This window comes from Acinetobacter sp. NBRC 110496 (assembly GCF_000876115.1).
Lineage (GTDB): Bacteria > Pseudomonadota > Gammaproteobacteria > Pseudomonadales > Moraxellaceae > Acinetobacter.
This window is the reverse complement of the sequence record NZ_BBTF01000005.1, coordinates 1-16901: the sequence shown is the minus strand read 5'-3', so window position 1 is coordinate 16901 and position 16901 is coordinate 1. Positions and strand designations below refer to the sequence as shown.

Annotated in this window: 17 protein-coding genes; all 17 read left to right on the top strand. The window is 40.6% G+C overall.

Translation table 11 applies throughout. From position 1 onward, the window contains the following. Window positions 1-133 precede the first annotated feature (133 nt). The 17 genes from Aba26S_RS04120 to Aba26S_RS04040 all read left to right on the top strand — a co-directional run bounded on the left by Aba26S_RS04120 (window position 134) and on the right by Aba26S_RS04040 (window position 16872). Window positions 134-712, top strand: coding sequence for a nitroreductase (locus Aba26S_RS04120; RefSeq protein WP_043970127.1), 579 nt, complete (start codon window positions 134-136; stop codon window positions 710-712). A 48-nt stretch (window positions 713-760) separates the two neighbouring features. After that, a complete protein-coding gene (locus Aba26S_RS04115) occupies window positions 761-1834 on the top strand; it encodes an NAD(P)H-dependent glycerol-3-phosphate dehydrogenase (protein WP_043970125.1) in 1074 nt (357 codons plus the stop codon). A 57-nt stretch (window positions 1835-1891) separates the two neighbouring features. Beyond that, window positions 1892-2347, top strand: coding sequence for a histidine phosphatase family protein (locus Aba26S_RS04110; protein WP_005240912.1), 456 nt, complete (start codon window positions 1892-1894; stop codon window positions 2345-2347). A gap of 40 nt (window positions 2348-2387) precedes the next feature. After that, window positions 2388-3527 (top strand): type II secretion system protein GspL, encoded by a 1140-nt coding sequence (gene gspL / locus Aba26S_RS04105; protein ID WP_043970122.1) that lies wholly within the window; start codon window positions 2388-2390, stop codon window positions 3525-3527. Then, window positions 3527-4006, top strand: coding sequence for a type II secretion system protein GspM (gene gspM / locus Aba26S_RS04100; RefSeq protein ID WP_005240916.1), 480 nt, complete (start codon window positions 3527-3529; stop codon window positions 4004-4006). Before gspL ends, gspM begins: the two co-directional genes overlap by 1 nt. Before the next feature lie 88 nt (window positions 4007-4094). Beyond that, complete coding sequence (locus Aba26S_RS04095) at window positions 4095-5102, top strand: quinone-dependent dihydroorotate dehydrogenase (protein ID WP_043970120.1); 1008 nt, start codon at window positions 4095-4097, stop codon at window positions 5100-5102. Window position 5103: 1 nt separating this feature from the next. Next, the gene (locus Aba26S_RS04090; protein ID WP_005240920.1) at window positions 5104-5697 is read left to right on the top strand and encodes a CvpA family protein; all 594 of its coding nucleotides are present in this window, start codon (window positions 5104-5106) and stop codon (window positions 5695-5697) included. 24 nt (window positions 5698-5721) lie between these two features. Then, entirely contained in the window at window positions 5722-7260 is a 1539-nt protein-coding gene (gene purF, locus Aba26S_RS04085; protein ID WP_043970119.1) for an amidophosphoribosyltransferase, read from the top strand. A 100-nt stretch (window positions 7261-7360) separates the two neighbouring features. Next, the gene (locus Aba26S_RS04080; protein WP_026040172.1) at window positions 7361-9250 is read left to right on the top strand and encodes a M48 family metalloprotease; all 1890 of its coding nucleotides are present in this window, start codon (window positions 7361-7363) and stop codon (window positions 9248-9250) included. Window positions 9251-9376: 126 nt separating this feature from the next. Then, window positions 9377-10177 carry an undecaprenyl-diphosphate phosphatase gene (locus Aba26S_RS04075; RefSeq protein ID WP_005271215.1) on the top strand — a complete coding sequence of 267 codons (801 nt, stop codon included), beginning with the start codon at window positions 9377-9379 and terminating at the stop codon, window positions 10175-10177. Between the two features lie 106 nt (window positions 10178-10283). Then, entirely contained in the window at window positions 10284-11081 is a 798-nt protein-coding gene (locus tag Aba26S_RS04070) for a PaaX family transcriptional regulator C-terminal domain-containing protein (RefSeq protein WP_005240927.1), read from the top strand. A gap of 122 nt (window positions 11082-11203) precedes the next feature. Beyond that, entirely contained in the window at window positions 11204-12193 is a 990-nt protein-coding gene (locus tag Aba26S_RS04065) for a fatty acid desaturase family protein (RefSeq protein WP_043970116.1), read from the top strand. 50 nt (window positions 12194-12243) lie between these two features. After that, window positions 12244-12663, top strand: a complete 420-nt coding sequence (locus Aba26S_RS04060; protein ID WP_005240929.1) for a PaaI family thioesterase — start codon at window positions 12244-12246, stop codon at window positions 12661-12663. Window positions 12664-12880: 217 nt separating this feature from the next. Beyond that, window positions 12881-13825: a putative solute-binding protein gene (locus Aba26S_RS04055; RefSeq protein WP_010589947.1), complete on the top strand. Its 945-nt coding sequence runs from the start codon at window positions 12881-12883 to the stop codon at window positions 13823-13825. Window positions 13826-14004: 179 nt separating this feature from the next. Further along, on the top strand, window positions 14005-14781 hold the full coding sequence (locus Aba26S_RS04050; protein WP_043970113.1) for a hypothetical protein: 777 nt from the start codon (window positions 14005-14007) through the stop codon (window positions 14779-14781). A 12-nt stretch (window positions 14782-14793) separates the two neighbouring features. Next, entirely contained in the window at window positions 14794-15924 is a 1131-nt protein-coding gene (locus Aba26S_RS04045) for a toxic anion resistance protein (protein ID WP_043970343.1), read from the top strand. A 30-nt stretch (window positions 15925-15954) separates the two neighbouring features. Then, window positions 15955-16872: a hypothetical protein gene (locus Aba26S_RS04040; protein WP_043970111.1), complete on the top strand. Its 918-nt coding sequence runs from the start codon at window positions 15955-15957 to the stop codon at window positions 16870-16872. Window positions 16873-16901 lie beyond the last annotated feature (29 nt).

Sequence of the window (16901 nt, the reverse complement as noted above, 5' to 3'; positions counted from 1 at the left end):
TAGCATTTATTAGATTGTCGATTTAACAGCAAGAATCAGGATATCCAGATTTTATAAGTACGAATAAGCGTAGTGGAAATCATTCAGGTTATGCTAATCTAGGGCCATCCTTGTGTTAGTTAGATTCATTTCAATGACGGACTCAATTATAGAGACAATTCATCAAAATATTCATCAACGTCAATCTATTGGGCAACTCATTGAGCCAGCGCCGAATACAGAACAACTCGAAAAAGCGGTGCAAGCAGCATTGACCGCGCCTGATCATCATCGCTTAAAACCCACCCGGTTTGTAATTATCACACCTGAGCAACGAGCTACTTTTGGCGAGCATTTGGCCAAAGCTTTAGCTGATTTGGGTGAAGCTGATCCAGCACAGCTCGATCGCGTTAAACAGCATCCATTTCGTGCACCATTATTGGTATTAGCTTTAACATCGATTCAGGATCATCCTAAAGTTCCACATTTTGAACAGATTTTAAGTTCAGGTGCAGCGATTCAAAACTTTTTGCTGTCTTTACAGGCGCAAGGTTTTGCAACAATGTGGCGTTCTGGTGCCGTCGTAGAGTCGAACTGGTTAAAGCAGCAATTGGGCTTAAAACAGCAGGATTTAATTTCAGGGATTATCTATATTGGCACAGCAGCGAAAGCGATTGCACCCCGTGCCGCGATTGATAGCCAAGATTTTATAAAAATATGGCAAGACAGCTAAGCTTTTTTAGCTATTTATTAAAGAAAAAAATTCGTTTCAGGATAAAAAATGTCAGAGTTAAATTTTAGCGATCTGGTTGAGCCAGTTGCCGTAGATCAGAAAACAGCATTGAGAATTACCGTCTTGGGCGGTGGCAGTTTTGGTACGGCGATGGCAAATTTAGCGACTAGAAATGGCTGCGATACCATGATCTGGATTCGTGATGCTGCTGTTGCCGAAGAAATTAATCAAACCCATATTAATAAACGCTATTTACCTGATTATCCATTAGAGGTGGGTTTGCGTGCGGTTGCTGATCTGGAACTTGCAGTACGTGATCGTGATATTATTCTGGTTGCGATCCCAAGTCATTCTTTTCGTGATGTCTTAAAACAGATTGCGCCGTTTATTAGCTCACAAGCAGTCGTTTCGTTGACCAAAGGGATTGAAGCAAAAACCTTTAGTTTTATGAGCGAAATTATTCGTGCCGAATTACCAGAAGTCCCTTATGGCGTACTATCTGGTCCAAACCTTGCCAAAGAAATCATGGCAGGTATGCCATCTGGCACGGTTATTGCCAGTGAATCGGAACTAGTACGTTATGCCGTGCAACATGCTTTGCATAGTGCCTTGTTCCGTGTATTTGGCAGTGATGATGTGCATGGCGTTGAATTGGGTGGCGCATTAAAAAATATCTATGCCGTTGCCATGGGCATGGGTGGTGCTTATAAGATTGGTGAAAATACCAAGAGCATGATTTTAACCCGTGCTTTGGCTGAAATGAGTCGTTTTGCGGTCAAGCAGGGTGCTAATCCATTGACGTTTTTAGGCTTGTCGGGTGTGGGTGATTTGTTCGCGACCTGTAATAGTCCATTAAGTCGTAACTATCAGATTGGTTTTGCGTTAGGCTCAGGGAAAACCCTAGACCAAGCGACCAAAGAGCTCGGTCAGACGGCTGAAGGGATTAATACCATTGTTCAGGTGCGAACCAAAGCCGAAGAACTGGATGTGTATATGCCGATTACCAATGCGCTATATGAAGTGATTTTTGAAGGCGCGCCACCAATGACCATTGCATTATCTTTGATGAAGAATGGTCATCGCAGTGATGTGGAATTTGTTTTGCCGCATCATGAAGTCTAATCAAAAAACTGTCATCAATCATGGTTATGCTATAGGAATAACAAATAAGGTCGTTTTATGCAGTTAACTTTAGTTCGTCACGGTGAAGCGTCTCCAGCTATTAATGGAAACGATATGCAACGCCCGCTCACGCCACGGGGGCATCAACAAGCTGAGCAAACAGGCCAGTTTTTAAAAGATATTATCCAGCCAGAAATTTTTGTGGTGAGTCCTTTATTGCGTGCTCAGGAAACTTTGGCGCATATCAAAGCATATTTTTACGGTATCCCAGTTTTAATTTGCGATAAGATTAAACCCGATGATGATGCTAAAGATGCGATTGAATGGTTATCCAAATTACCCTATGAGTCGATTGCAGTGGTGTGTCATATGAATGTTGTGGCACATATTGAAGAACAATTGACACATGAAGGCTTTAATCCATTTGCATTGGCAGAAGCTCGTATTTATGATCAAGCTGTGATCGCAAATGGTTTGTCGACGCAAAAGAATCGTTTTACACCAACATTATAATTTTTATATATCCGCAATAGGATAAGGGTACTGAACACCGATGCTGTATTTATGGATGCCCGAAACCAATGGAACATGGTATTGGTCGGCAGGGGAAAGTTGGTTGCAGGCACCGAGCCTTGAACAGTTGATTCAGGACTTGCAAGAGCATCATGGAAAAGAGGCTGTGGTTTATTTTCCAAGCCGCAATGCGCAATTATTACAACAACCGATGAGTAAAGTGCATTACAAACAATTGGGACAGGAGGGTGTTAAATACCTCTTGGAAGAATTTGTGACCTTGCCGATTGATCAAATGAAAGTGGTTCATCATTTTCAAAATGATCAGCTCAATATTCTGGGGGTTGCACAATCATCGATTGAAACTTGGCAACATGCACTCAGTCTTTTACCGATTCAGATTGCCGCATTTTTACCAGATTTTTTGATCGTAGCTGAGCCTGAACCGAATCAGGTGGTGCTGCTGAATCTATATGATCATTTATTGGTAAGAGAAAATACATGGTCTGGGAACTCGATTGATGATCTGGCGCTATATCTCGAGTTTCAGACAGCCGAAACCCAGTATAAATTTGCGAATTTAAATGCTGCTCAGTTAGAGAGCCTAGCGACTATATCTACTAAAGATCAACGCACTGAATTTAGCTATCAATTTGAGCCGTTGTTAAGACCTAAACAGCATCCGTTTAATGTTTTACCCAAAGCAAAAAATGCAGAAACGCAATGGTCAGGTTATTGGAAAGCTGCCGCAGCAGTGCTGTTGGCTGTAATTGTTGTACAGCTTGGCTATGATGCTTTGCGTTGGTCGAAGTTGAAAAAAGTGGCCGATCAAACCTCGGCTCAAGCGATTGAACAATATAAAGCTTGGTTTGGTGAAAGTGGTCGTGTGACTGAACAAAATCTGAAAAGCTCGTTTGAAGCACAACTGCGTATGAGCCAACTTGGTGATACGCAAGCGTTGTCACTCTTGAGCCGTGTTGGTCCAATCTTGATGCAAAAACAGATCGTAGCGCAACAAGTGAGTTATGATGCCTCGACCTTGGCTCTGTCGCTTAAAGCAAAATCTGCGGATGATTTACAAGGCTTAACACAGCAATTGAATCAACAAGGTTTTCAAGCTGAATTAGGCAATGTACAGGCAGATAGTGTCGGTGCAATTGGGGTGGTGAAAGTAAAATAATGAAAGCATTAACTCGATTACAGAACAGTTTCGATCAGAAAGTTGAAGCATTAAATGAATATCTACAAAGCTTATCTGCCCGTGAACGGGTGATGGTGATTGTCACCACCATTTTTGTGCTTGTGGCCGCCATTGGTTCATCTTTATGGCAAATGCATGTTTTGGCAGACAAGCAACAGAAACGTTTGAATGATCTAAAAGATATTACCGTGTGGATGCAGAGCAATGCAGCAACCATGAAGCCTGCCAATGAGCAAGGGTTAACGGCGGCAGATAAAATCCAGCGTACCGCACAACAACAAGGTCTGGCTGTTTCTTCACAACAAAATGGCGAGCAGATCCAGCTGGTTGCTGAACATCAGAACTATGCGGTATTGGCTAACTTTTTGATGCAATTGTCACAAGCAGGCATCAGTATTCAAAAAATGGATCTGGTCTCAAATAATAATCAGATTAAATTAACTGCAACAGTACAGTAAGCAATTAAAAACCCTATGTCAGGCATGGCGTTTTGGTACGCCTATGCCTATAATACGTTTACTTGAAAATCAGTAGACTGTGATTGGTATGTTATATTCATTGGCTCGCCCTTTGTTGTTTACTTTAGCGCCAGAGCGTGCACATGAACTTACACTTTCTATGCTAGATAAAGCGCATAAACTGGGCTTTATGCATCAGAAAGTTGCTGCAAAACCTGTGACATGTATGGGAATTGAGTTTCCAAACCCTGTCGGTCTTGCTGCTGGACTAGATAAAAATGGTGCACATATTGACGCTTTAGCGGCATTAGGTTTTGGTTTTATTGAAATTGGAACCATTACACCGCGTCCACAGGTAGGTAACCCTCAACCGCGTTTATTCCGTATCCCACAAGCAAAAGCGATTATTAACCGTATGGGCTTTAATAATGATGGGGTTGATAAGTTAATTGAGAATGTCAAAGCGTCGAAATTTAAAGGTGTTTTGGGCATCAATATTGGCAAAAATGCGGATACACCTGTTGAAGATGCAGTATCCGACTATCTGATTTGCTTAGAAAAAGTTTATAATTACGCGTCGTATATTACGGTGAATATTTCATCACCAAATACCAAGAATTTACGTAGTTTACAAAGTGGTGATGCGCTCACAGAATTGTTGCACACTTTAAAATATCGCCAGCTCGAACTGGCAGATCAATATAATCATTATGTTCCTCTCGTCCTTAAAGTTGCACCAGATTTAACTCCTGAAGATATTCAATTTATTGCAGCACAATTATTGCAATTCAAAATTGATGGTTTGATTGTGACCAATACCACCTTAGGTCGTGAAGGTGTGGAAAACTTGCCAAATGGCAATGAGGCAGGTGGTTTGTCTGGCGCCCCAGTTTTTGAAAAGAGTACCGAGTGCTTACGTCAATTTGCTGAAGTATTGGCAGGACAAATCCCATTGATTGGCGTTGGTGGCATTTTAGCTGGACAACAGGCTGTCGCGAAACAACAAGCAGGTGCGCGTCTGGTACAAGTTTATAGCGGACTGATTTATACAGGCCCAACACTGGTCAAAGACTGTATTGATGCGATGACAGTGTGAAATGAATACACTTGATATCATTATTCTGGTCATCTTGCTCATTGGAGGGCTGAACGGTTTGCGTCAAGGATTTATAAAAGCCTTTGCGAACTTGATCGGATGGATATTCGCATTGATCGTTGGGGCAAAGTACGCCGTTGTATTGGCACCTGCGATGAGCAGTTTAAGCCAAGATCCTGTTGTACAGAAAATTGCGGCTTTTGCCTTTATTGTATTGATCATTGTGGTCTGTACATGGATTGTGTCTGCCTTACTGAATGGCCTCTTGAAAAGTTTGAAATTGGGCCCATTAAATCGTTTAGCAGGTGGTGCTTTTGGTTCGTTAAAAGGACTTTTAATTGTCCTCATTGCAATGCAAGGTTTAGGACCTTGGGTTGAGAGCTCGCCGCACTGGAAACAGTCTAAATTTGTACAGATTCTATTACCTTATGCGCCTTTGGCAACTGAATTGTCCAAAGATGCAGCAAATCAAGCTTTAAATCAAATGACATCTGAGGGGGCGTTATTACATCGCCCTTCGAAAGAAATGGACGAATCAGAACGAGCTTCAGTCAATGAACGTTCTGATCATTCGACGAAAAACCCTTTTTATTAATCGCTAGCTTGTCGCGAGGTTGCTATGTGTGGAGTTGTTGGGATAGCCGGTAAATCACCAGTGAACCAAATGTTATTTGATGCCTTAACGATGCTGCAACATCGAGGACAGGATGCTGCAGGGATCGTAACCTGCCATCAAGGGCGTTTATTCCTCCGCAAAGATAACGGTATGGTACGTGATGTATTCCATACGCGTCATATGCGTGCATTACTTGGAAACTATGGGATCGGACATGTTCGTTATCCTACAGCAGGTTCATCAAGCAGTGCAGAAGCACAACCATTTTATGTAAACTCTCCCTACGGTATTACCCTTGCGCACAATGGTAACCTGACCAATGCTGCTGAAATTCATGATGACCTGTTTAAAACAGATTTACGTCATATGAATACAGATTCTGATTCTGAAGTTTTACTGAATGTGTTTGCGCATGAGTTACAGAAGATCGGTACTTTAAATCCAACACCAGAAGATATTTTCCACACCGTTTCTCGCGTACATGAGCGTTGTAAAGGTGCATATGGTGTTGTCGCGATGATTACAGGCCATGGTTTGGTTGGTTTCCGTGATCCAAATGGTATCCGCCCTTTGGTTTACGGTTCACGTGAGACCGAACAGGGTGTAGAGTATATTATTGCTTCTGAATCAGTTGTGATTACTGCACTTGGTTTTAAAGTTGAACGTGATATTGCACCTGGTGAAGCAATTTTTATTGATAGCGATGGTCAACTGTTTACCAAGCAATGTGCTGTAAATCCTGAATATCGTCCATGTATTTTTGAATATGTATACTTTGCGCGTCCAGATGCAACCATTGACGGGATTTCAGTATACAAAGCCCGTTTAAAAATGGGTGAGAAGCTGGCGCACAAGATTCTGAAAGAATGGGGTGAGCAACACGACATCGATGTCGTGATTCCAATTCCAGATACCAGTCGCACTTCTGCTTTAGAATTGGCGAATATTTTAGGTGTGAAATTCCGTGAAGGTTTTATGAAAAACCGTTATATCGGACGTACCTTTATTATGCCGGGTCAGCAACAACGTAAAAAGTCAGTCCGTCAAAAGCTGAATCCCGTTGCGCTTGAATTTAAAGACAAAAACGTTTTATTGGTCGATGACTCGATTGTACGTGGTACAACTTGTAATGAAATCATTCAAATGGCACGAGACTCTGGCGCGAAGAAAGTTTTCTTTGCTTCTGCTGCACCAATGGTAAAATATCCAAATGTGTATGGTATTGATATGCCAGCAAAAGCCGAGTTGATTGCTTCTGAGCGCAGCGTTGAAGAAATTCGTGAAATTATTGGTGCTGACCGTTTGATCTTCCAAGACTTGGAAGATTTAAAAAATGCAGTTCGTACTAGCAAAGTTCCTGATCTAACTGAGTTCGATTGTTCAGTATTTGATGGTGTTTATGTGGCTGGTGGTATTGATCAGGCCTACCTTGATAACCTTGAACAAAAGCGTAGTGATTCTGCGAAAAATAAATCAGATAGTTATATTGATGTGAATATCGATGCAGCATCGGTCGATTTAACTGGTATTAAAGAAGAGTAATCATCTTAATCCATAGAAAAGCGGGAATTTCCCGCTTTTTTATTTTATGATAGGGGTTAAGAAAACCTTAACTGAAACAATGTAATCGGGAAAACTTACATTGAAAGAAATGAGCCATTATTTAATTGAAAATAAGAATATTGCATGGTCAGTCAGCTTTTGCCTTCTTGCGATGTTACTTACCGTCTTTATTCTCAATTTGATTTTGGGATTGGTCGTTCATTTTTTTGATTATTCACAACCGATTTGGTGGCATGTTCTTAGCCCGTATTTTATTGTTTTACTGTTTTTTGTTTTGTTCTGGTCGGTTGGCGTAGAGCTGTATGTTTTGCGTGAAGGTGGTCATTCACTGGCGAAACAGCTTAAAGCGCGGCGTCTGGTTTTTGATGAAAGTATTCCAGAAGAAAGTACCGCATTAAAAGTGGTCGAACAGATTGCCAAAAGTTTTGATATTGATACACCTGCGGTTTATGTACTCCCCGATGAAGTGGGCGTGAATGCACTAACAGCAGGATTTAGATCTCAGGATATCGTAATTATTCTGACGTGGGGTGCACTACAAAATTTGGATGAACTTGAGCTTTATGGTTTATTGAGCTATGAGTTTAACCAGATTCTATCTGGCGAAGCAGTAGAAAATACCAAGCTGAAAATTCTATATAGTGGGTTAACGACGTTTAGTCAGTGGGGAAGTAAGCTAGCGCAAGCAGGTTATAACCCTTATGTTACGTCTTATCGGAATAAATTTGAGACCATCTTTGTTGCAATTGGCGGAGTGATTTGGCTGATTGGAAGTTTAGGCATTTTGATTACCCGTTGTATTAAATATCTGACGCTCAGTGGTCGTACTTTTCGTAATGATCTGAAAACCATGCGTTTAATGAACAATAATGCCAATATCCAGACTTTATTGCGGATTTATGTGCATCATTCAGGCTCTCAGATTCATAGTGCTTATTCTGAATCGATTTCACATATGTGCTTCGCCAATTCATTGAGTCCGCAAAGTTGGATGAATATTCATCCGAGTATCAAAGACCGAATTTATGAACTTAATCCAACCTTGTTGCAAGACCTACAATTAGAAAATTTAAGAAAGCTTCGTAATCGGCCCTTGTTCAGTTTATTTCGTTCCTTGGAGGAAGAGGGTGCTGATATTGCAATGCCGTGGAGTTCACCACAGCCATTACCTTTACTACGTTTATCACCAATTAGTTTTGCTTTAAATGATGCAATTAAGCCACTGAGCTCAGAAGTCCGCAAGAATAAAAAACGCCCAGAGTTAATTCAACGAGCAATGCAGACCGCAACGGGGTCACGGGAAGTCATGGTCGCGATTTTAATGATTCGTCAATATCGTGAATTTATTCCTCAAGAAGCCCCAGTCAGTCATGCAATTGTCGATGCTTTATTGAATCTGGATGGCCGTATTCATGTACAGATTTTTCATGATGCTTGTAAAAACATTGGTCATATGCCGACCAGTATTGCCCGCCAGTTTCTCACCAAACTTGCTTGTATTATTCAAGAAGATGGCGAGGTTGGACTGCTTGATGCCTTGTTGCTGGAACGCGTCAAGCAAGAACTTAATTTAATGCCTGTACATTTACCTACGGCTTTTGAGGATATTAAATCTCAGATTGTGCATTTGATTGATGCGCTATTGCATGTGCAGCAGATTAATAGTCCAAATCAGTTAGAGGTACGTGAACGTATCTTACAAATGCTGCTGACCGAAGATGAAATGCAAACTTATGCTGATATTTCAGATGAGCCACTCGATTTGGCTGAAATATTGAATGATGTTTCGGGTTTGTTGTTACGTGATCGTCTGAATATTTTATCTATTGCAGAACGATGTCTCTGGAATGACCGTATTATCACACAGGATGAACTCGATGTTTTAGCACTTTTATATTGGCGTTTAGGTTTTGATACGCATGAAGTGGTCGAGCAAATGCAAAAGAAAAATAGTCTGATGATTATTTAAGGGACATTTTTATCTTCATCTGAATTTTTCGTAAAAACGTTACGTGACAGTCACATAAAATGACAACATTTCAGGGTAAGCTTGCCATATATTTTTATTTTTATATTACGTACTTTTGAGTAAGTTATGGAACATATTGAAATTTTAAAAGCCTTATTTTTGGGTTTTATTGAGGGTCTTACCGAATTCCTACCCATTTCAAGCACCGGTCATTTGATTTTATTTGGTCATATGATTGACTTTCATTCTGATGACGGTCGTGTGTTTGAAGTTGTTATTCAGCTTGGTGCAATTTTGGCTGTGTGCTGGCTATACCGTCAAAAGATCTTTGACTTGGTCAAAGGCTTCTTTAGTGGAGATGCAGAATCGCGGCATTTTACTTTTAGTGTCTTACTCGCTTTTATTCCAGCCGTTGTGATTGGTATTTTTGCGGTTGACTTTATCAAAAGTGTTTTGTTTAGCCCGCTTGTAGTGGCATTCGCTTTGATTATTGGTGGTTTAATCATTTTCTGGGTTGAGTCCAAGAACTTTGATCATAAAACTACAGAGGCGACTAAAATCACCTACAAGCAAGCATTTTTGGTGGGTTGTGCACAATGTGTCGCGATGATTCCAGGTACATCTCGTTCAGGTGCAACCATTGTGGGTGGGATGTTTGCTGGCTTGTCTCGTAAGGCAGCAACTGAGTTTTCCTTCTTCTTGGCCATGCCAACCATGTTGGGTGCAGCAGTCTTTGACTTAGCGCGTAATGCGGATGTATTGACGCAAGACAACATGTTGAATATTGGCGTTGGTTTTGTGGCAGCATTTTTTTCAGCGCTGTTGGTGGTGAGTGCACTGGTGAAGTTTGTTGAACGCCATACTTTACGTGTGTTTGCTTGGTACCGTATCGTGCTCGGTATTATCTTATTGTTTGTGTTCCTATAAAAAATAAAAATATCTCCCTTTTGGCAAATGCGAAAAGGGAGATTCTCAGTTAAAATCCCTTCTCTTATTTAAATATTTTCTATGTGAATACTGGTTCTACTGCGACATGATAATAGCGAAAATGAATGCTCGAGACTTAATTATTGATTTATTGTTAGGTCTTCAGGGGCGAGCGATTTCCATTAAGCAAATTATTGTTGCAGCAAGGCTATTTGAGATTAGTGAAAATAGTATTCGTGTTGCGGTTACGCGTTTATCTGGCGATGGGGTAATCGAGGCCATTGAACGTGGAACCTATCAATTTACCCTTCAGTCACATGAATGGGCCAATGTGATGCTGAACCGTAAGCATGGCACCAAACAAACGAAAGTGTGGAATCAACATTATCTGGCTGTTTTTACGGGTGAGTTAGGACGGGTCGATCGAACTGCATTGAATCGTCGGGAGCGGGCCTTAAAGCACTTTGGCTTTAAAGAGTTGGAACAAGGGATCTATATTCGTCCTGATAATTTAGTAATTTCTTTTGAGCAGCTTTTTGCTGAATTGCAGGTGTCTGGTTTAGAGGCCAGCGCAAAAATTTGCCAAATTAGCCATTTCGATACCATGACTGTGGATCGAATTCCAAAATTGTGGGCCACACAGAATTTAAATCAAAACTATGAAAAATATAACCATATGATTCAAACTTGGCTATCGACAGTTCATCAACTGAGTTTAGAAGAAGCTGCTCGAGAGTCGTTACTACTGGGACGACAGACCATTTCACTGTTGATGAATGATCCTTTGCTGCCTGAAAGTTTTGTGGACGTACAGCTTCGCGAGCAATTTGCACAAAGTGTACAACAATTGGATCAGACCGGTTTAGAGGCTTGGCGAAAATTCTACGAGGGTCAAATCGAGTAAATATTAATTACAAATATTACATATAATTTAATTTTAATAGATTGACAGAAATATTACTTAATTTAAAATAAAAATATAAATTGTGTAGTTTTAGAAAAATAGAACACATAGAGGGAAGGAATATGAATACACGTGTGGCGATTAGCGACCTATTTAGTCGGGAAGAAATTACTGAGCTTACGAGCAAATCAGACCTGCATGGCAGTTGGGCTGTATTTTCAACTTGGGCGGTGATTGGTGGAACTTTTGCTGCGGTTGCAAGCTCTTGGGAATATTTACCTGCTTGGGGCAAGTTACTGATGTGTATTGCCGCTTTGGTGATTTTGGCAGGCCGTCAGTTAGCTCTTGCAATTATTATGCATGATGCCTCCCATCAAAGTTTATTTAAAACCAAATGGCTGAATGACACCTTAACCGATTGGCTTTGTGCTCGCCCGATCTGGAACGATTTGCATAAATATCGAAAGCATCATATGCGCCATCACAGTAAAACTTCAACAGAGGATGATCCAGACCTTTCCCTTGTAACAGGATTCCCAACCACTAAAAAGTCCCTAATGCGTAAATTTATGCGTGATTTGTCTGGTGTAACGGGGTTTAAATTTGCGGTTGGGCGTGTATTGATGGATGTTGAGAAAATGGAATGGACGGTCTCGAATGATCGTCGCTGGATTTCGCAGGAAGGGCGACATTGGACGGATTATCCCAAAGCATTCTTAAAAAATAGTGGGGGTGCAATTGCAACCAATGCGGTTTTATTTTCAGCCTTATGGGCGGCAGGTCATCCTAAACTTTATGCGCTTTGGGTATTGGCCTATTTAACCCCGTTTCCATTATTCTTAAGGGTGCGTTCTATGGCAGAACATGCAGGGATGCCAAGTAGTCATAGTGCCTTGAGCAATACTCGTACGACTAAAGCAGGCTATATTGCACGTGCTTTGGTGGCTCCAATTCATGTTAATTATCATAAAGAACATCATTTAATGGCAGCGGTACCTTATTTCAAACTACCTAGAATGCATGAAATGCTGCGTAAAAGAGGACATGTTTCAGAGCCACCAAGCTATTGGCAAGTATTAAATGAGCTTTCAAATCAGGAAGAGAAATCATAGTTTTTTGAATTTAAAGTGAAAATAACACAATATATGGGATTGAAAAACGCATGGCAGCAACGAAAGAAGAAATTAAGGGATTTTTGGCGCAGGAATTTCCACAAGCACTGAAAAAAAGTGTGATTGAAGAAATTACACCGAAAGGTGCGCAACTCCTTTATCGTGTCGATACAGGGGATTTACGGCCTGGTCAAACGGTTTCAGGTCCGACACTCATGTTGGTTGCCGACTATGTACTCTATATTGCAATTATGGGGCACTTAGGTCTGGTCGCGATGGCAGTCACCACCAATATGACCATTAACTTTTTCCGTAAACCCAATGGTAACCGTGATATTCGGGCAGTATGTAAATTAATCAAAGTGGGGAAAACTTTGGTAACGGGTGAGGTCTGGTTATATTCGCTTGATGACGATGAACCTGTCGCACATGTGATCGGGACTTATGCGTTACCGTCAAGTCAAGCTTAGAAATTAAGCTGTTCAATCACAACAATCTTTATTAAAACCCGACAGCATCCGATTACTGAGGAATTGACTGCAAATCTGTTAAAAATGCAAAACATGTCATAGGATAATAGAAATAAATCAGGTGTGATGGAGGAGGATAGAGACAATAAATCTTATCGGGAAGAAAAAAATGATAATTAGAAATAGTTTAATCGGTTTGACACTACTCGGATGTGCAATGACAACTCAGGCCAAACAGACGGTTTGTGTTTTTGATCCAGTTGGTAAGTCGGGTGATGCATTCGCATTGGCAAAGGATTATGCGCTCGAAGCTAAAAAGTGGGGTGCTGACATTGATTTAAGAGCTTATGTGGATGAGCGCGTCGCTGCCGAGGATTTAAAAGTTGGACAATGTGATGGTGCGATCATCAGCGGTTTACGTGGGCGTCAGTTCAACAAATATATTGGCTCTTTAGATGCGATTGGGGCATTGACCGATTTAAAAACCGCCATTCTTGCCTATCAGTTACTGTCTAAGCCCCAAGCTGCAAAAAGTATGATTAATGGGCCTTATGAAATTGCAGGTTTAGGAACGATTGGCCCTGCATATTTGTTTGTAGTAGATCGAAGTATTAATACACTGGCAAAGGCGGCAGGTAAAAAAGTAGGGGTCTTTGCTTATGATGAAGCACAACCTAAGCTTGTTGCGCAAGTGGGTGCCCAGGCGGTCTCCGTCGATGTGACCAATGCTGGAGCAAAGTTTAATAATCATCAGATTGATATTGTGCCTGCACCAATCGTCGCCTACAAACCATTTGAATTGTATAAGGGGTTGGGAGATAAAGGCGGAATTGTAAAATTTCCACTGACACAAATCTCGGCAAACTTTATTATTCGAAAAGATAAATTTCCCGAAGGATTCGGGCAGAAATCACGTGAATGGGTGGCAGGGCAATTGGGACGTACCTTTAATATTATTGCCAAATATGAAAAAGAAATTCCTGCAAAATACTGGATGAATATTTCACCAGAAGAACAGGTGAACTATATGAAAATGATGCGAGAAGCTCGTATCGCTTTAACCAAAGCTGGAATTTATGATCCCAAGATGATGAACTTCTTGAAAAAGGTGCGTTGTAAACAGAGTCCTAATAATTTTGAATGTGCACTCAATGATGAGTAAAACGTGACTTAATCGGCTGAATGAACTCTCTCTTTATTCATTGTAATTCAGAGGGTTTTTCATGAATAGCAGGGCAAGCGTTTTTAAAAAACATAACAACATTTAAGTATGCGAAATAGCGAGAACATGCTACAACTAAGAATGTTCAAATTTATTTGTTGTTACGATTTTCAACTGATATGACGCTACCGCTCGACCTAATACCTTTATCGCAAATTGAGTCTAATCAAGAGCATATTTTAGCGATTAAGCGTAATGACCTGTTGCCTTTGCTCAATGATCCTCATCGTCTCAATTATTATGCAGATCACTTAGTGCAGGCGCAAAGTGTCTTATTAAATGGCGTAGATCCTAGGCTGAATCAACAATTAAGTGAAGTGATTGCTCAAATCATTCAGCAATTGTCATCATCTAAAAAATATTTGGCTACACGCCGTTTTAATGCGCTGCAAAAATGGTTAGGTATTGATATTGAGTATGATGCAGGGCAGGTCAAGTATGTCAAAGATCTGGATCGTTTAATCAATGAGGCAAATCATTTAAGCCAGAGACTGCAGATCGAGATTCAAAAGTCCCAATCGCGTTTACAGCAAGCCCTAGGGTTAAGAGAACAAATGGCTGCCTATATACAGGCTGCTGATGAGTTCCTAAAAGAATATCCTCAATTTACGAAACAGCAAATACTAGACCATTTTGTTGAACGGCTCTCTAAAAAGATCAATACGTTGCAGACATTGCAAACAAGCAATGATATTGCGATGAAACAAATGCAATTATCTCAGCACTTATCTTTTAGTCTTCTGGATCGTTTCAAAGAGGCGCAGCAAGTCTTGATTCCTGCATGGCGCTATCATTTAGAACAAAGCCGAGCGTCTCATTCAACAGCGACACTGGATCAGCTGGATCAGAGCCGAGAAGATTTAATTCAAAATTTGAAACAATCATTACAGAAATAAGAGGGAAATATGATGTCAGATTCAGAACTTAGCAAGGTATCTCATGAGCCTGAAATTCAGACAGCGCAACGTTTTGAGCAGTTGAACCTAAAAGATTTAGGCTTACAGCCACAAGATTTTGCTGAAGTGATGGATGCGCACAAAGAGCTGGCAGATATCAGCACCACTGTAGTGGCAGAATATGGCAAAAATATTGCCAATAAAACATCCACTTATACCGATGAATTACTCAGTTTGGTTCAAAATAAGGACTTAGATGCTACAGGGCAAAAGTTGAATGAAGTGGTGCAGGTTGCACAACAACTCAATACCTCAAGTATTTTGAATAAGTCTAAAAATTCAGGCTTCTTTGGTGGCTTGCTGAGTAAATTTAAAGGCGCCAAACAGAGCTTTGATCAGCACTTTAATACGACTAAAGAGCAAATCGATGTGCTGGTCAAAGAAATTGAAAGTTCACAGACTGGTCTAAAAGCACGTGTTGGAACACTAGATAAAATGTTCGATGCAGTACAGGATGAATATAAGCAACTGGGTGTTTATATCGCTGCAGGACAATTGAAACAGCAAGATATTCAACAGCAGATTTCGACACTCACCACGCAAGAGCAAGATCAGCAAATCACTCAGCAGATCTATGATCTTAATCACTTGGCCAATAACCTTGAAAAAAGAGTCAGTGATTTGCAAGTTTTACAACAATCTGCGATGCAGACCTTGCCGATGATTCGGATTATTCAGTCGAATAACTTGATGTTGGTGGATAAGTTCTATGCCATTAAAAATATTACGTTACCGGCATGGAAAAACCAGATTAGTCTGGCGATTTCATTACAAGAGCAAAAGAACAGCGTGCAGTTAGCAAAAGCGATTGATGACACCACCAATGAATTATTGCGTCGTAATGCTGAGTTATTGCATCAAAACTCCGTGGATACTGCTAAGGCCAATCAGCGTTCAGTGATTGATGTGGAAACGCTTGAACATGTACAAAACACCCTCATTAAAACGGTAAATGATGTGATTCAAATTCAGAAAGAGGGCATGCAAAAACGTGCCGAAGCGACCACTCGTTTACGAGCATTGCAGGAGAGTTTAAATCATTTGGTTCTGGAGAATAGTGGACAGAATCCATCTAAATCTTGAGATGTGTTTTAGTTATTAAAGGAAAGATCATTGTCGCCTATAGAAGATTTTAGCGTACAGCCGATAGACCAACGTTTGGATGTTCTGAAAAAGCGTCAGCGACATTTAATGCTCTGGTTTATTTTGACCAGTATGTTAGTGGTAGTGAGTATTGCATCGCTATTTTTGCAAAAAGAATTCATCTATCGGTTTTTTGATCTTTCGACACATGTTCAGGCCTTGGATTTGCCTTATCATGTTCAAGAACTTATCCCATTTAAACAACCTGTCGATTATTTATTTAATCTGTTGTCCTGGTTTGGTTGGCTGTTTCTGAAAATATTTATTTCATTCATTGGTGCATTTTTACTGGTCAGTTGGGTGAAGAAATTTAAGTTTTTTCAACAGCGTTTTCAGGCGTGGTCGCAACGAATCTTGGCTTGGGTCATTGCATTTATTTTGCTTTGGTCAGGCCTGAGCTATATCCAATATGACTGGAAAGATGAAACCAAACAGGCTTATCAACAATGGATGAGTTATCAAAATAATATTGTTGAGAGCCAAATTGCTCAAGACTTACAGCAAGCTGACATTGAGCCGACTGAAAAAGCTTATGTTTTAGCGCAGGTTGCAATGTTACATCAGCCTATTGATCGCAAGACTGCAAATAGTTATGTGAATCAATTGATCGAAGCTGAAAAGCGTAATCCAGTTCAGTTTAAAGCCTATGATTTTAAGCCTGAACAGTTATGGGTGATGCAGCAGCAGCTCTATGGTAAAAGCATTACGGCAATCACCCAGCCTTTAGATCTCCGCGCGCAACAAGCAGAGCGGATCTCTCAGATTGTAAATATAATCTTGTGCGGATTGCTTATATTGGCGATTGCTTTAAGCATGATCTTATATGCACTTGCCAATAATTTGAAAAAGCGTCGTGCTCGGATTAGTCAAAAGCTCGATGTCTTATAAATCTTGGTTCGGTTTATCCGATCAAACTG

Coding starts and splice junctions, on each gene's coding strand:
- Aba26S_RS04120 (WP_043970127.1), top strand. CDS start 134: ATGACGGACTCAATTATAGAGACAATTCATCAAAATATTCATCAACGT.
- Aba26S_RS04115 (WP_043970125.1), top strand. CDS start 761: ATGTCAGAGTTAAATTTTAGCGATCTGGTTGAGCCAGTTGCCGTAGAT.
- Aba26S_RS04110 (WP_005240912.1), top strand. CDS start 1,892: ATGCAGTTAACTTTAGTTCGTCACGGTGAAGCGTCTCCAGCTATTAAT.
- gspL (WP_043970122.1), top strand. CDS start 2,388: ATGCTGTATTTATGGATGCCCGAAACCAATGGAACATGGTATTGGTCG.
- gspM (WP_005240916.1), top strand. CDS start 3,527: ATGAAAGCATTAACTCGATTACAGAACAGTTTCGATCAGAAAGTTGAA.
- Aba26S_RS04095 (WP_043970120.1), top strand. CDS start 4,095: ATGTTATATTCATTGGCTCGCCCTTTGTTGTTTACTTTAGCGCCAGAG.
- Aba26S_RS04090 (WP_005240920.1), top strand. CDS start 5,104: ATGAATACACTTGATATCATTATTCTGGTCATCTTGCTCATTGGAGGG.
- purF (WP_043970119.1), top strand. CDS start 5,722: ATGTGTGGAGTTGTTGGGATAGCCGGTAAATCACCAGTGAACCAAATG.
- Aba26S_RS04075 (WP_005271215.1), top strand. CDS start 9,377: ATGGAACATATTGAAATTTTAAAAGCCTTATTTTTGGGTTTTATTGAG.
- Aba26S_RS04070 (WP_005240927.1), top strand. CDS start 10,284: ATGATAATAGCGAAAATGAATGCTCGAGACTTAATTATTGATTTATTG.
- Aba26S_RS04065 (WP_043970116.1), top strand. CDS start 11,204: ATGAATACACGTGTGGCGATTAGCGACCTATTTAGTCGGGAAGAAATT.
- Aba26S_RS04060 (WP_005240929.1), top strand. CDS start 12,244: ATGGCAGCAACGAAAGAAGAAATTAAGGGATTTTTGGCGCAGGAATTT.
- Aba26S_RS04055 (WP_010589947.1), top strand. CDS start 12,881: ATGACAACTCAGGCCAAACAGACGGTTTGTGTTTTTGATCCAGTTGGT.
- Aba26S_RS04050 (WP_043970113.1), top strand. CDS start 14,005: ATGACGCTACCGCTCGACCTAATACCTTTATCGCAAATTGAGTCTAAT.
- Aba26S_RS04045 (WP_043970343.1), top strand. CDS start 14,794: ATGTCAGATTCAGAACTTAGCAAGGTATCTCATGAGCCTGAAATTCAG.